18 protein-coding genes are annotated in these 15,445 nt (G+C 35.1%); 1 reads left to right on the forward strand and 17 read right to left on the reverse strand.

Annotation, left to right across the window (positions count from 1 at the left end; all coding sequences use genetic code 11):
- Window positions 1–78 precede the first annotated feature (78 nt).
- The 12 genes from ESZ54_RS06940 to ESZ54_RS06995 all read right to left on the reverse strand — a co-directional run bounded on the left by ESZ54_RS06940 (window position 79) and on the right by ESZ54_RS06995 (window position 10,552).
- Window positions 79–423, reverse strand: coding sequence for a nitrous oxide-stimulated promoter family protein (locus ESZ54_RS06940; protein WP_136136941.1), 345 nt, complete (start codon window positions 421–423; stop codon window positions 79–81).
- A 9-nt stretch (window positions 424–432) separates the two neighbouring features.
- Window positions 433–1,947 carry a phosphohexomutase domain-containing protein gene (locus tag ESZ54_RS06945; protein WP_136136942.1) on the reverse strand — a complete coding sequence of 505 codons (1,515 nt, stop codon included), beginning with the start codon at window positions 1,945–1,947 and terminating at the stop codon, window positions 433–435.
- A gap of 181 nt (window positions 1,948–2,128) precedes the next feature.
- Window positions 2,129–2,725: a nitroreductase family protein gene (locus tag ESZ54_RS06950; RefSeq protein WP_136136943.1), complete on the reverse strand. Its 597-nt coding sequence runs from the start codon at window positions 2,723–2,725 to the stop codon at window positions 2,129–2,131.
- A gap of 261 nt (window positions 2,726–2,986) precedes the next feature.
- Window positions 2,987–4,120, reverse strand: coding sequence for a VanZ family protein (locus tag ESZ54_RS06955; RefSeq protein ID WP_136136944.1), 1,134 nt, complete (start codon window positions 4,118–4,120; stop codon window positions 2,987–2,989).
- A 24-nt stretch (window positions 4,121–4,144) separates the two neighbouring features.
- Window positions 4,145–4,897, reverse strand: a complete 753-nt coding sequence (locus ESZ54_RS06960; protein WP_136136945.1) for an ABC transporter permease — start codon at window positions 4,895–4,897, stop codon at window positions 4,145–4,147.
- Complete coding sequence (locus tag ESZ54_RS06965; protein ID WP_162615125.1) at window positions 4,888–5,634, reverse strand: ABC transporter ATP-binding protein; 747 nt, start codon at window positions 5,632–5,634, stop codon at window positions 4,888–4,890. The genes ESZ54_RS06960 and ESZ54_RS06965 overlap by 10 nt, the downstream gene beginning before the upstream one ends.
- Before the next feature lie 13 nt (window positions 5,635–5,647).
- A complete protein-coding gene (locus ESZ54_RS06970; RefSeq protein WP_136136947.1) occupies window positions 5,648–6,607 on the reverse strand; it encodes an ABC transporter substrate-binding protein in 960 nt (319 codons plus the stop codon).
- Between the two features lie 648 nt (window positions 6,608–7,255).
- On the reverse strand, window positions 7,256–7,477 hold the full coding sequence (locus ESZ54_RS06975) for a DUF3955 domain-containing protein (RefSeq protein WP_136136948.1): 222 nt from the start codon (window positions 7,475–7,477) through the stop codon (window positions 7,256–7,258).
- A 152-nt stretch (window positions 7,478–7,629) separates the two neighbouring features.
- The gene (locus ESZ54_RS06980; protein ID WP_136136949.1) at window positions 7,630–8,379 is read right to left on the reverse strand and encodes a MerR family transcriptional regulator; all 750 of its coding nucleotides are present in this window, start codon (window positions 8,377–8,379) and stop codon (window positions 7,630–7,632) included.
- 49 nt (window positions 8,380–8,428) lie between these two features.
- The gene (locus ESZ54_RS06985; protein WP_136136950.1) at window positions 8,429–9,271 is read right to left on the reverse strand and encodes a DUF1129 family protein; all 843 of its coding nucleotides are present in this window, start codon (window positions 9,269–9,271) and stop codon (window positions 8,429–8,431) included.
- The gene (locus ESZ54_RS06990; RefSeq protein WP_136136951.1) at window positions 9,261–9,596 is read right to left on the reverse strand and encodes a PadR family transcriptional regulator; all 336 of its coding nucleotides are present in this window, start codon (window positions 9,594–9,596) and stop codon (window positions 9,261–9,263) included. The genes ESZ54_RS06985 and ESZ54_RS06990 overlap by 11 nt, the downstream gene beginning before the upstream one ends.
- A 122-nt stretch (window positions 9,597–9,718) precedes the next feature.
- Complete coding sequence (locus ESZ54_RS06995; RefSeq protein WP_162615126.1) at window positions 9,719–10,552, reverse strand: MerR family transcriptional regulator; 834 nt, start codon at window positions 10,550–10,552, stop codon at window positions 9,719–9,721.
- Window positions 10,553–10,639: 87 nt separating this feature from the next.
- On the opposite strand from ESZ54_RS06995, the gene ESZ54_RS07000 reads away from it, so the two are divergent.
- A complete protein-coding gene (locus ESZ54_RS07000; protein WP_136136953.1) occupies window positions 10,640–11,665 on the forward strand; it encodes an NAD(P)H-dependent amine dehydrogenase family protein in 1,026 nt (341 codons plus the stop codon).
- A 59-nt stretch (window positions 11,666–11,724) separates the two neighbouring features.
- Here the strand turns inward: ESZ54_RS07000 and ESZ54_RS07005 are convergent, their stop codons facing one another.
- The 5 genes from ESZ54_RS07005 to ESZ54_RS07025 form a co-directional block, all read right to left on the reverse strand.
- Window positions 11,725–11,997, reverse strand: coding sequence for a metal-sensitive transcriptional regulator (locus tag ESZ54_RS07005; RefSeq protein ID WP_136136954.1), 273 nt, complete (start codon window positions 11,995–11,997; stop codon window positions 11,725–11,727).
- Window positions 11,990–12,286, reverse strand: a complete 297-nt coding sequence (locus ESZ54_RS07010; protein WP_136136955.1) for a rhodanese-like domain-containing protein — start codon at window positions 12,284–12,286, stop codon at window positions 11,990–11,992. The genes ESZ54_RS07005 and ESZ54_RS07010 overlap by 8 nt, the downstream gene beginning before the upstream one ends.
- The gene (locus tag ESZ54_RS07015) at window positions 12,270–13,937 is read right to left on the reverse strand and encodes an FAD-dependent oxidoreductase (RefSeq protein WP_136136956.1); all 1,668 of its coding nucleotides are present in this window, start codon (window positions 13,935–13,937) and stop codon (window positions 12,270–12,272) included. The genes ESZ54_RS07010 and ESZ54_RS07015 overlap by 17 nt, the downstream gene beginning before the upstream one ends.
- Before the next feature lies 1 nt (window position 13,938).
- On the reverse strand, window positions 13,939–14,253 hold the full coding sequence (locus tag ESZ54_RS07020) for a rhodanese-like domain-containing protein (protein ID WP_136136957.1): 315 nt from the start codon (window positions 14,251–14,253) through the stop codon (window positions 13,939–13,941).
- A 122-nt stretch (window positions 14,254–14,375) separates the two neighbouring features.
- On the reverse strand, window positions 14,376–15,362 hold the full coding sequence (locus tag ESZ54_RS07025) for a LacI family DNA-binding transcriptional regulator (RefSeq protein WP_136136958.1): 987 nt from the start codon (window positions 15,360–15,362) through the stop codon (window positions 14,376–14,378).
- Window positions 15,363–15,445: the final 83 nt, after the last annotated feature.

Raw genomic sequence — 15,445 nt, forward strand, 5'->3', positions numbered from 1 at the left:
TAAATAGATTAAGTTACGTTGAATACTATCATTCTTAAATGATAATGTCAATTTTCTTTCTTTTTAATGTTGCTTTATTTACTTATCAGCATGCTCTTTACGATGTTTAAACTGCCATTCTCTGACAAAATGTTTCCATGAAATCAAAGGATGATAAATCAACATTCGTGGTCCAGCATACCGCATAATTTTTTTCATTTTAAGGCGATATGTTTTTTGATAACAATGAACAGGACAAACACGACAAGTTGGTTTATCCTCACCAAATTGACAGAAGTCTAAACGTTTCATGGCATAGTTAGTCATGTCTTCTTGTTCAAGGACGGCATCTACGTCATTTTTCCTACGATAATAAAGACCAATCATTGCTAAAACAGTTTCTCGTTCAGTTGAAATTCTGGGGCCATTATTTTTTGCTCGCATTTTTAAACCTTATTTCGCTTGGATAACAGCCGTTAATTTATCTGCATTCAACTCTTTTTGTTCGATAAAGAATTTTTCTAAAGCCGAGAAGACTTGATGATTTTTGACCGCTTCATCATTTTCAACTTGTAAGACCAATAATGGTTCATGTAGGCTTAAACGTAACAAGAACCAGCCACTACCGAATTCATCATGGACGTTCACACGAATACCTTCATCTGTTTCAGGGTCTTCGGTCATACCTGGCGTCATTTTAACAAACTCACTTAAAGCATCGATCACGCGTTGACCTTCAGCTCGATCATCATCTGCTAAAATTCTAAAACGAACTTCCTGTGCTTCAACTGGTTGTTTTAATTGACCAATCAAGTCGCCAATTGTTTGGCCTTGACTTCTTAATTTAGGTAATAACATCAAAATCTTAGCAATCACATACGCACCATCATCTAGGAAATAATTTTCCTTAAATGCAGCATGACCACTTGTTTCAATTGCTAGTGGTGTTTCCACATTTTCTTTATTTAAATCAATCGCCTTATTAATCACATTACGATAGCCACATAAGTAACGCACTTGGCGTCCACCTAGTAATTCAATAAAGTCTTTTAAGTGACTTGATGTTGGTGAATTTGTCACAATTGTACTACCTGGGTTTTCTTCTAAAACCATTGTCGCAAGAACCGCAATTAAGTTATTTCGATTAATCACTTGGCCAGTTGCATCTACGACTGCTGCACGGTCAACGTCGGTATCAAAAATAATCCCCATATCAGCCTGTTCTTTCAATACAGCCGCTTGAATACTTTCCATAGCTTCCTTATTATCTGGATTTGGCATATGATTAGGGAATGAACCATCTGGGTCAAGGAACTGACTACCAGTTGTATCTGCGCCTAATGTTTCTAAAACTTGCGTAGCGAAAAAGCCTCCTGCACCATTACCAGCATCAACAATTAAATGAAAACCTGTTAATGGTTTTTCTTCTTCTGTCTTCGCTTGAATTTTAGCAACTAAATCGGCAGCATAAAGTGGAATTAAATCTTGTTTTTCGACGCTACCCTCTGTACCTACACTAACTTCTTTTGTAGCCGCAATTGTCAGAATTTCTTCAATATCATCATGCTCTGCGCCACCATTTTTAGTAAATAACTTAATGCCATTATAATAGAACGGTAGGTGACTAGCAGTAATCATAATACCAATATCAGCACCAATTTCTTCGAATTGCGTTGCCATAAACATAGCCGGTGTTGTCGCTAATTGAACATCTACAATCTCAACTTTTTCATTTAAAAAGCCTTCAATAATCCCTGTTTTTAACTCTGTTGCAGACAAACGACTATCATGCCCAATGGCAATTTTCACTGTGTCATTGTGCGCCAGACCTTTTGTTTTAAACCAAGCAAAAACACCTTGGGCAATCCGGTTTGCCTCTATTTGTGTTAAATTAGCTTGCCACTCTTCTGTTGTAATTGCAATCCCTCGAATATCTGAACCATTTTGTAATTGTTGAATTGTCATGATTATCCTCCGTCTCTCGAATAAAGTTCACTTTTAAATATTATAGCATGTTTTTAAATAAGAAAAGTATGAAGAAGACACGTTTTAGGTGTTTTCGTTCATACTTTCACTTTCTATTTAAATTATTTCACTATCTAAAAAAAAGTCAGCATAAATCATGCTTGATTTATACTGACTTTGACATTTAACGATAAACTTTAAAACGATCTTCGGCGTCAATGAATTCTTTTTCATTCGCTGGTGCTTCAACCGCACCAAAAACTAATTGTGCACGTAATTGCCAATGAGCTGGAATGTCCCATTCTTTTTGAACTTTTTCATCGATAACAGGATTATAATGTTGTAAGTTTGCACCCAAACCAGCTTCCGCTAATGCCATCCAAACATTTGATTGTGTTAAACCACTTGCTTGTTCTGACCAGATTGGGAAGTTTTCAGCGTATAACGCAAATTGTTCTTGTAATGAACGGACAACGTCTGTGTCTTCAAAGAAAAGAACGGTTCCTTTGGCGTTCGCAAAACTGTTTAGTTTAGCTTGTGTATTAGGAAAAGCTTCTGCAGGTGTTAAAGGTTTTAATGCTTCTTCCGTTAACTCCCATAACTTTTCATTCGCATTATCAAAAAGAATCACAATTCTTTGTGTTTGTGAATTAAAGGCAGTTGGAGAATGCTTAACCACTTCTTTAATTAAGTTTTCAATTTGTTCTTCAGATATATTAACTTCACGACTTAGCGCATAGATTGAACGACGGTTTTTTAGTACTGATAAAAATTCTGACATATAAACACCTTACCTTTTAAATTTATTATTTCTCACAAACATGAGTATACATGCTTACTAATTGTTAGTGAAATTATATGCTTGAACATTCTTGTTCCGCTTTTTTATTTTCCTATCAAAACCGACTACCCCCCTGTAATAAAGCATTACGTCCAAATTTTCCATGTAAAAACTTTACTATTAAATGACCGTTTTTATTTCAAAATCAAAAAATCTCAACCCTGCAAATTTTGCGAAAAAGGTTGAGATTTTTCAATCTGATTATTTTTTCTTCTCTTTTCGATAATGTAAGAAATCAATGTTTGCCATTTGATTAAAATAAGGTCTTGGATATTTTTTAAGCCATTTTCTAAGAATATCAAATGTGATAAACATAAATAGACAGACGGACCCAAAAACAAAGAAGACTTGCATCATTACAAATTCTTTACTTTGATTTTGGACGGTATTCACATACGCCGCAAAGTCATAATAAACACTTGGTGCAAAAATTAAGAAAAAGCGGAATAATAGATTCTTAATAAACTGGAACGGTTGTTCACCAACATCGATTTTCAGACGTAAAACAAAGCCGCCAAACGTTCTTCCATTAAGTAATAGTGGATAAACAACTGTAAGCATAAAGCCCCAAATCAGCTTGTTTACTGGCGTGTGACTACTCATAAACGGAAACGGAATATGAGATAGTATCGCAACAATCGTTAACACAATCCATATTTCAAATAATTGCGCTCCATAAGACGCTAGCTTTTCAGGTCCGAAATGTTCATCCTTCGTTTTGATTGCATCTCGACTTGGGACAAAAAATAAGAATAGCGGAGCAATCAAGTAACCTAACACAGCACCAATTGTATTGGTCATTAGATCGACGACATCAAAAATACGATATTGATGATCGAAATAACCAAACAAAGCTGTTAATTGTGACACTTCAAAAAGAAGCGAGACTCCCAGTCCAGCAATAAATGCCCAATAAACTTTTGAGATTTTTTTTAAATAGTATCGTAGATACACTCCTAAGGGCAATAAAAGTAATGTATTAAAAACAACTTCTAAAAATGTAAATGATTTTATTAATTTCAAATAACTACCTGGACTACCCCAACTAAAACCTGGTACTTTTGAAAATTCAAAAATAAAATTCAAAGGATTTAATTGTACACCAGAACCACTTGGTAAAGGTAAATTATGCCGATTCTCTGGAAAAGGTAAGCTGACAAGGAAGAAGGCAGATAAACCATAAAAAATAAATGAAAAGACCATAAAACTACGCCAAAAATTGAAATAACCATGTTTTCGATACTGATATAATGTCCACGGAACTGTTCCTAAAAATGCGAGCATCGTAAAAGCAAAGACAGCCATCAATATAGGTTGTAAATAGGCACTTAACATTTCCCCACTCCTTTTCTTGTTCACTTAACTGTATTTACGCCACTTTAACAAATTAGACTCTAACTTGTCAATCAGTATAAAAAGCATAAACGAGCATAAACTTAAAACAATAATACCACTATACATATCTAAATAGTCCAACCTACTCCAAGCATCCATAATAAAATAGCCTAAGCCATATTGTGTGCCGTAAACTTCTGTAAAAAATAGAATTGCAATTGCAGTTCCAAGTGCGATTCGAATGGCATTTAAGACAGAAGCAAGTGCATTAGGTAACGTAATATCTTGGAACATTTGCCACTCTGAAGCACCTAACACCTGATAATTTTCATAATAACGCTCAGGAATAGTTTTTACGCCATCACGAACAGATAAAATCACCTGAAAAACAACGATTAAAGTAATTAGAATAATTTTAGACATATCACCTAAACCAAACAGCAACATAATAATTGGCAACAACGCAATCTTAGGAATTGGATAGGTTAAATACACAACGGGATCTAAGTAATCATTAACTTTAGGAAAACGCCCCATCAAAAGCCCAATTGGCGTACCAATAATGACTGCAAGAAAGATTCCCCAAAAGAGACGGACAAAACTATTGTAAATATGAAAACTCATCTCGTGATTTTCTTGCAGCAAAAGGTGCTGATAAACTTGCCATGGCGATGGCAAAATAGGGAGTTGCAGTATCGTACTCCCAATCCACCAAAAAAGATTTAAAACAAGGAAAGCAACTAAAATCGAGAGCCATTTTTTATTCCCTAATCGCATGAATGACGCAACTCCTCTCGAATTAAATCACTGAGCTGAAAGCGTTCAAGCAATTTTTCAGATTGTGTGATGCGTTGATGCCAAAAAGGATTTTCCCAAATCTTTGAAACAGTTGCGGGATTACCTGCCAACAGGAAAATACGATGGCCTAAAAACAAGGCCTCATCAACATCATGCGTAATAACCACTGTCGGTACTGGCTGTTGCTGCCATTGCGTCACAAAAAGATCTTGTGTTTTTTCGCGCGTTAAGGCATCCAAAGCCGAAAATGGTTCATCTAAAAACAAGAGATTTGGATCTAATAACAACGCTCGAGCTATCGAGACTCTTTGAGCCTGACCACCGCTAAGTTGTCCAGGAAACAAGTTTTCCAATTCGACCAATCCCAATTCCAAAACCAACTGATGATAATGTTGCATTATCTCAGATGAGAGTTTACTTTGTTTTAGTTTTACTGCTGAGAAAATGTTTTGTTTAACGGTTTGCCATGGAAGCAAACCGTAATTTTGCGGAATCCATCCAATCGTCTGCGTTTTCGGAGAGAGCGGGGCCTCATTCAATAAAACCTCGCCGTGATTAAACGGTATTAAGCCCATCATGCCTTTAATAAGTGAAGATTTTCCCGTCCCACTTGGACCAATAATAGCAATCACTTCATTCACTTGTACTGAAAATGAAGTCGATGATAAAATTGGCCTTGTTTCAAATGATAATGTCACTTCTTTTACTTCCAGCATCATTTTGACTCCTTTATTTTTCCGCTAATAGTGGATTTAGTACATCACTAACTTGCCACTTTTCTGTATAAATACCTTGAGCAGCTGACCATTCAAAAGCTGATTTTAATTGTTTTTCATCCACTTGTTTGGCATGTTCATAATTCGGTAAACTCACCTTGTCTTTAACTTGTTTTGAAAAGCCAATGTTCTTTTCTAATACATCATAAAATTCTGTCATATCATGCTTTTCTAGATAATCAACCCCTTGATTGTAAGCACGATAAAAAGCTTGAATTGCAGCTTTATTTTCTTTTAAGCTTTTTTCTGAGAAAGCAAAAACTGTTGTTTGTATATCTAATTTTTGACTATCCGCTAATTCCATCATACCATTCGCGATACCAATCGTACGAAACGGTTCTGGAACAACGGTGGCAGCGATTTTTTTATTCTGTAACAACTCCATTCGAACAGGAATTTGTGGTACTTCTTCAAACCCTAAATCTTCCACAAAAAGTCCTTCTGTTTGAACAGCTTGATCTAAAAAGTAGTAAGGTGCTTGATTTTTGGCATAACCTACTTTTTTTCCTTTCAAATCTTTTAACGTTTTAACGGCTGGATCATTTGTTAAAATTGAAAAATTCCCACTAGATTGACTAGTAATTTGAATCGGTAATTTTCCAGCACGATATGTACTCACAGCGATTAAATCTGAATTAGCTCCATCTAAATGACCACTAGATAATGCTGCATCTCGATCTTTCGGTGATTTAAAACGCTGTAAATCTAAATTTAATCCTTGCTCTTTAAAGTAACCTTCTTTTTCTGCTATATATACAGGTAAACTGTCAACTGCTGGCATTGCACCAAAACTAAGTTCCAGTTTTTCCTCACTTTTTTGTTTCGTTTTTTCTTCTTTAGGTTGTGTTGTACAACCAACCAATAATGTCCCCACGCTAACTGAAATTAACGCTAGTAGTAATTTTTTGTGCATTACTTAATCCTCCCATAGTACTAATAATTTTGACACGCTTTTCATTATACAACAAAAAAAAGAAGGGTCGTAGTAAAACGCAACTAGCTTTACTATGACCCTACTATTATTTAAGCAACTACTAAGCTGATACTGGTTGAAAATTAAATCTTCCCCTGTTTGAATTACTAGCAGTCTTCAAACCATCTCGCATTTGGATGCCCCAAAGCTTGATAAAACATAAGAATTGTTTCACTAGCAGCACCTACCTTTAAAACACTTTTTAGTATTACATTTATAAATAAAATACTTTAATACTTGTAACGATGTAAATTCTTAATGCCCAGGAATGCAACAATACGTGCTTTCTTTGCGACTCAGGTTACTTTAGCATCCAAACTTATCATATCAACAAGCCTTTAATTCGTGTATCTATATAAATAGCAACATCTTATCTAGTAGACTATCTGCATAAATGGGATGAAACTTTCGCGAATTGTTTAAAAACCATGCAGTAGATAAATCACGTTGCTAATCTATATCTTTCTTCACTTTTATTGTACCAATATTCTGAATAAATAACAATATTTTTATTAAAATACACAAAAATTAAGAGATTCTTAATGAATCTCTCTCTAGATACAATTCTTATAACAAAACACTTGATTTTTATCTACTGTAGCTTTTCTTTTGTTTCATTTTATAAACAATAAACCCAAAAACAAGTCCGAGAATTCCTACAAATATAAATAACATACCCACTGGAATTAAAAAGAAATACGGTTCATACAATATACCTGAAGCTAATACTTCACTTGGTGCAAATGATGCCCCAATCAAACTAAATATTCCCAGACAAATAATAATAAGTGCCATTTTAATTACTTTCATTTTTTATCCAACTTTCTATTTTTAATAGACTTATCTTACTTCATCACGTGATGTTTATCAATATATTTTTATTGTTTTACGATAAATTTAATTTTTGTTAAAATATATTAAAAACTTCCCTGAAACGAATTTATCGTTACGGGAAGTTTCCTTCAACAAGTAAATTCAGAAATGATATTAACCAACTCTTCAACATATTTATGATGTTTATTATTATAATATTTGGCAAAGCGATCATCAGCTAAATACATTTGCGCTAGACCAAAATGAGCGTTCTTAGAATAACTTGGCCAAGTATAGCAAAGCCATTTTTTATGCGTTTCATATATTTGTTGACGCAGTCTATCATCGCCCTCATCTAAATATGTGATCATCAATTGATCTAATTGCTTTTCTGTTTCCTGCATCTCGTGGTAATCTGCTTCTGATAAATTTTGATACTTTCTATTGGACTGATCAATGACTTCATCGCTATATTTTTGCCGAATTTCTGGACCATATTTCTCTTCATTTGCATTAATTTCTGTTTCTTTTAAATACTTAAATTTTTCTTCTTGAGACATCGTGATTCCTCCCTGATAATTTTTCAAGGTATGACGAAGCATTGTTAATGACCTATCAATTTCAGCTCTTTGTTTTAATAGTTGTCGTTCTTGCTCTTTTAATACAATTGACACATCATATTTTGGACTCATTAAAATGGTTTGAATATCTGCCAAAGCTAGACCCAACTTGCGATATGTCAAAATTTGTTGCAATTGATCTAATTCTAGTTCGGTGTAAAATCGATAGCCTGCATCATTGACTCTACTCGGTTTTAGCAAATCAATTTGATCATAATATCTTAGTGTTCGTGTACTAACATTCGCCAGTAACGCCACTTCTTTAATTGTCATTTCCATTACTTCATCCTCCTCACTTATCAGCTTAAGGGTTTACGTCGCGTCAAAGTCAACTCTCTTTTTTCATTTGCGAACGCGTGAATATCACATAAAAAATATTAGCAACAATTAAAATACCAACAATCCAAATCATACCGCTTCTTCCACTTAGCAAGTTAGCCGTTTGTGGCAATCTTTGTATCAACCCTAAAGCACCAAAAGCAAATACCATAATCAACATACTATAAAACTCTTTTTGTTTTTTTATTAATACAAAACCACTGATACCAAATGTTAAAACTAAAATCAAAACAATATCTAATGGATATGGTATTGGAATCATCATCAATGCGGGTGTAAATTTAGCAATGACAACATAAAGAGAAATAACAACTGTTGCCACAAGCCACATGGCAAGAAACTCTATTTTTTTATTCTTCTTCAACGGGTGCGATTCTTTTAAATAGATCGAACGATGCATCAGAAAAAATGTTAGTTGAACAACCAGTACTGAAAACAACCCCATTACGAGATACGTTAGGACATTTAATTGTAACGCTCCCTTACCCGATAAATCGGTTAACAGCTTGATTAACCACATAATACTCATTAAATATAAACTTAAATTAACTCTTTTTTTCATAGATTCTTTAGGTAGCTCTCGGATTAATTCATTGCCCAATTTTTGTGGATCTTTGCCGTAAAAATGTTGCGCCGTTTCTTGATTGCTTTGTGCTTCCAAAATATCTGTTAGGATCATATATACTTGTTCGTTCACAGCTCTCTCATCATAAAACAATCCCGCGGTGATGAGATAAGTACGTAAATCACTAAAGTATTGACGATTCACATCATTTAATTGATCCTCAAATTGATTAGTTAAATTGCGATAGTAAGTTGCCTTATCTTTCATCTTTATTCTCCTCCTTCATAATCTGGTTAACATTAACAACCAACGTCTGCCATTGTGCTTTGAATTGAACTAAATAGTCTTGTCCTTCTGGCGTGACATAGAAATATTTCCGATCAGGCCCCTCTTGAGACGGTTTTAGGCGACTATAAATTAAATCTTGACGTTCTAGTTTTTGTAAGAGTGGGTAGATTGTGCCCCCTACCATATTAGGAAATCCATTCTCTTTTAAATACTGTACCAATTCGTAACCATATATTTCTCTTTCACTAATGACCTGTAAAACACAACCATCTAAAACACCTTTTAACAATTGAGTTTCACTCATTGCGCCACCTCCACCACTACTTTGTAATACACACTACTGTAAAAAAAGAATACCACACTTCGACTAGTATGTAAAACAAAGTAGCGATAAAAAATAAATTTTAGCACTACTTTTAATCATTATTAATAAACGGGAACTTGCATTCTAATAAACATATTACGATACGCTTGATTAATTTGAGGTAACTCATAAATCACCTCACACAGATAATCACCCGCAATTCGTAAACCACGATTCTTTAATTCCGCATTTAATTGTCCCATCTTAACCACTTCTTCTTCAATTGATCGACAGTACAGAATCGCATAGCGACCTTTCATAATTTTTTTTACATTCGCAAGTTTTGTATTTGGACCATCTACAAAAATAAACATTTGCCTCGAATCAACGATATTTTTTTCAAAATTACGCCGCTCCAGTAATGAACCTACACGATTAAATTGAGACAATGGTAAGTTTTGTTCAACGACCAATTGTTTAAACGTTCGTAACGATTGCTCATACTCCTGTTCATTCATTTCATAAATATTATTTTCAACTTGAAAAGGAAAGATATAACGTGTCGGAAAATCAATCAGTTCAAAGTGTTCCTCATTTACATGATGATGATAGATTTCATTTGCAGCTTGAAACGAATGAATCAGTTGCAATTTTTTCTCAAGCTCTTCTTTTTCCTCAATTAACTGTCTTTTTTGCTCTTCAACAAGTTGCACTAGAATTTCTGGTCGGTCTTGATTTGATAACAAGCGCGTGATATCTTCTAATGAAAAATCAAAATTTTTAAGAAAGTGAATGGTATCCACCATTGAAGACTGCATAATATTGTAATAACGATAATTAGTTTCTGGATCCACATATGCCGGTGTTAACAAGCCGATTGATTCATAATATCTTAAAGTTTGAACTGACGTTTTATTTAATTTTGCAAAAACGCCAATTTTAATTAAATTTTCCATAGAAACTCTCCTTGACTCTATAGTTACTATAGACATTATACTTCATTTGTGAATAAAAACACAAATAATATCTAGGGGGCATTATCAATGAATAAAGTTAAAGCAGTACAATTAGGTTGCGGAAAAATGTCTAAAGTTTTAGTCAAATATTTAGTTGATCACGGGGTAGAAATTGTTGGTGCAATTGATCCAAATCCAAGTTTACTAGGTCAAGACCTAGGAGACTTCGCTGAATTGGGCATGAAAACTGGTGTTAAAATCTCAAATAATACAGAAGAAGTATTAGGCCAATGCGATGCTGATATTGCAATAGTCACTGTCTTTAGTTATATGCCTGAAATGTATGATATTTTTGAAACAGTTGCTAAACATGGCGTGAATATTATCACAACATGTGAAGAAGCAATCTATCCATGGAACACATCACCAATGGAAACAAACAAATTAGATAAACTTGCCAAAGAACACAATATCACCATTACTGGTAGTGGAATGCAAGATCTTTTTTGGATTAATATGCCCACATTAATGATGGCTGGCATGAATAACATTAAAAAAATCAAAGGTGCTGTCAGCTACAACGTTGAAGAATACGGCTTAGCTTTGGCTGAAGCACATGGTGCTGGTTATCCATTAACTAAATTTGAAACAGAAATTGCCCAAGCAGAAAGTTTACCATCATATATGTGGAATGCCGCTGAGGGTATTTGCTCTAAAATGAATTGGACGATTGCTTCTATTTCGCAAAAGAACGTGCCTTTTACTTTAGATGAAGATGTTTATTCGGAAACATTAGGTCGCACAGTACCTGCTGGGGACGCAATTGGAATGTCTGCTGTCACAACAATTCACACACATCAAGGTATTGAACTTGAAGTTGAATGTATCGGAAAAATTTATCGAGAAGATGATGGCGATATGTGTGATTGGCATATTACTGGCGAACCAGATATGATATTCAGTTTAGAAAAACCAAATACAGTGGCTCATACATGTGCAACAACTGTTAATCGCATTCCAAATGTGATTAATGCACCGGCTGGATTTGTGACTTGCGATAAGTTAGATACGGCAAACTACCTAACTTACCCAATGCAATTTAATATAAATTAATTGAAAAGAACGTATCTATGCCTTAGTTTTTCTGGTCATAGATACGTTCTTTCGCTATTTTATTTTTTTATAATCATCTCTAGTGCATGTTGTAGTCTTTCTTGTTGTTCCGCTTCATCAACAACTGGATTTTCAAAACAATCAGTTATATTTTCAGCAATCACCAACCCCATTGTCCGATCAATACTTGAACGAACCGCACTAAGCTGTGTCACGATATCAAAGCAATCTTGACCTTCATCAATCATTTTCTGAATACCACGCATTTGCCCTTCTGCTCGTTTAAGTCGATTTAAAATTTGTTTACTACACCCTGCTTTTTCTTTATTCAATTGGACCCCTCCACTCCATCATACCGCCTTGAACGTTTATTGCGTTAATACCAAGTTGTGCTAACATCATACACGCCATTTGTGATCTGCCACCAGATTGACAAACAAGGTAATATGTTTCATCTTGCTTAAACTGGTCCAATGATGTACTTAAACGGCTCAAGGGTATATTTAAAACATTTGGTATATGTCCTAAATGATATTCATGTTCTTCACGAACATCAATAATATTGATTTTTTTAATTGTCATTAACGCTTCAAAGTCAGTTTGACTAATTGTTTGACCCATGATAGATAGCCTCCGGTCTAACTGTTCGATACAATGCAAAGCCACCATCCAAATTCTTCGTATTAAAGCCGTTTTGTTGTAACATTCTTTCTGCTATATAACTTCTTTGTCCACTATGACAACTGATAATATACTCTTGTTTTGAATCTAATTCAGCCATTCTCGCACGCAATTCATTTAACGGGATATGAACATAACGCTCAAATTGACCTGCTTTAAGTTCGTTATCAGTACGAACATCTAAAACAATTGCACCTTGGTTAATTTTTTCTTGTAACTCGTGCCATTGGATACCTTGACTCATTCCTTCAATAAGATTTAAACCAGCATAGCCTGCCATATTTACTGGGTCTTTCGCTGATCCGAATGGTGGAGCATAGGTAAATTCTAATTCAGGTAAATCCTCAATGGTTAAATTTCCTTTGATTGCTGTTGCTATAATGTCAATCCGTTTGTCGATCCCTTTTTGTCCTGTTGCTTGCGCCCCGTATAACTGACCTGTTTTAGCATCAAATATTACTTTTAAGATCACAGGTGTAGCACCAGGATAATAGCCTGCATGACTCTTGCCAAAAATATGAACGACTTCTATGTCACGACCTGTCTGTCTTAAAACACGCTCACTTAAACCGGTAGATGCGGCACTCAAATCAAAGACACGGACAATTGCTGTTCCGATACTACCACGATTTTTTCGTTTTTGACCTGCAATCACATCTGCAACTTGACGACCTTGGCGATTCGCTGGAGACGCTAGCGAAATCAAGGCATCTTCATTGGTAATTTGTTGTTTCGTGACAATCGCATCTCCGACAGCATAGATATCATTTTGACTTGTTTGATAGTTTTCATCAACTAAAATACCACCTCTAAGTCCGAGTTCTAGACCCGCGTCTTTAGCAAGTTGATTTTCTGGGGTCACACCAACTGACAAGATTGTTAAATCGCTATCTAGAATTTGGCCATCCTCCAAATGAACTTTGCGTCCCGCTTCAGAAAAACCATTAGCGGATTGCCCTACAATCACGCGAATTCCATTTTTTTCAAGCTCTTGTTGAACAAATTTTGCCATTTCTTCATCTAATGGTGGTAAAACATGAGGAGCCATTTCAATTAGAGTGACTTCAAGATCTTTCTTACGTAGATTTTCTGCCATCTCCAACCCTATAAATCCTGCACCAATTACAATTGCTTTTTTAGGTTGTTGCGTTTCGAATTGTGTCATGATTTGATCTAAATCAGGCACATTCCGCAACGTAAAGACATTTTCAGCTTCAGCTAAACCAGAAATTGGCGGCACAAAAGGGCGTGCTCCTGGAGATAAAACTAACGCATCATAACTTTCTTGCGTAACATTCCCTTCATGTTGAACATGTACCTGTTTATTTTCTACATCAATTTTGAGCACTTCATGATTAGGACGAACATCCAAATTAAAACGTGCTTTCAATGACTGCGGTGTTTGAACTAATAATGCATCTCGCTCTTCAATCTCTCCAGACACATAATATGGTAAGCCACAATTTGCAAAAGACACATACGGCCCCTTCTCGAAGATAATAATTTCTGCTTGTTCATCTAATCGTCTTAATCTCGTTGCAGCGGACATACCACCCGCAACACCACCAATGATTACTATTTTTTTACCCATCTTATTTACCTCTTTTCACTGATCCAGTCCATTGATTCATACCCCCACGGATATTTATTGCATCCACGCCTTGAACACGTAGTTTCTTCACTGCTTGTTTACTACGCATACCCGATTGACAAATCACATAGACTGGTTCCATTTGTTTTTTATTAAACTGATTAATTTGATTACTTGATAAATGTTTTGCTTGAAAAATATGACCTGCTTGGTATTCTGACTGTGTTCTGACATCAAATATTATTGGCTTAGAACCAAGCTTTGCTTCCAATTCTTGTGTTGAAATACTAGGAACTGAATTAAAAAAATTAAACACAGAATATCCCTCTCTCTATAAGTTTTATATACCTATAGGGGTATAGTATAAAATCTAACAAATTTTGTCAACAGAAAAAGACTTTCAGATGATTGATGTCATCTAAAAGCCTTCATTCTTTCTTAATGCGCTAAATTCGCAACACTATTGCCGATTTTAACTGACGTTTCAATTTTTACGTCTTTTGGTATTTCTTTAAAATTAATACGATCATACAGAAGTTTCGCAACTGTGCGTCCGACATCACGATGATGAAAATCAACCGTTGTTAGCAACGGAAAAAGATAGCGACTTGTGTTATACCCACCAAAGCCAGCAATCGAAATTTCTTTTCCAATCGCTAGATCCAGCTCTTGCGCTGCATTATATAACCCCGCTGCAATTTGATCTGTTGCTGCAACATATAACGACGATTCTGGTTTTTTCAATATTTTTAAACCCGTTTCGTATGCATCGTCGAGCGTAAAACTTGTTTGAACTTCTTGTACTGAGACGCCAGATTCCTCAAACGTCTCCACAACGCCTCTTTTTCTCTGAACTCCTACAGGTATGTTTTGCTCAGCCACACCTAGAAACGTAATACTTTTGTGTTCATAAGACAGTAAAGCTTCTGCTAATTGTTTGCCTGCAAGATAATTATCATGGCCAACGGTATAAACATGATTATTATTTTGCCCTACAAAAATGATAGGAATCGAATGCTCTTTTGAAATTGAACAATGTTCACTTGTTACATTAGATGATAAAACAATAATGCCTGCCACATTATTTTGGACAAGACTGTATAGACTATTTATTTCACGTTGATCGTCTAATTCCGTATTAATCAATAAAATTTGCAAACCATGTTTACGTAGTTCACAATCAATTCCATCTAGTTTTTCCATGACAGAAGGTAAATCCATCCTTGGAATAATGACACCCACATAGCTGCTCTCTTCAGCTTTTAAATTTCGTGCAAACGAGTTCGGAATATAATTATATTTTTTAATGACCGCTGCAATTTTTTTTGCCGCTGCATCACTTACGTATCCTTGATTTAAATATCTTGAAACGGTACTACTGGATACACCAGATTCTGAAGCAATTTGTTTTATCGTTACTTTCACAGTTCCAATCCCCTTTGTCTATCTACACAATATCCCTCCAAATCCCTATCGTGTAATATCTAATAATTTTTGTCACTGATTCA

The organism is Vagococcus silagei, assembly GCF_004795745.1.
GTDB classification, from domain to species: Bacteria; Bacillota; Bacilli; order Lactobacillales; family Vagococcaceae; genus Vagococcus; species Vagococcus silagei.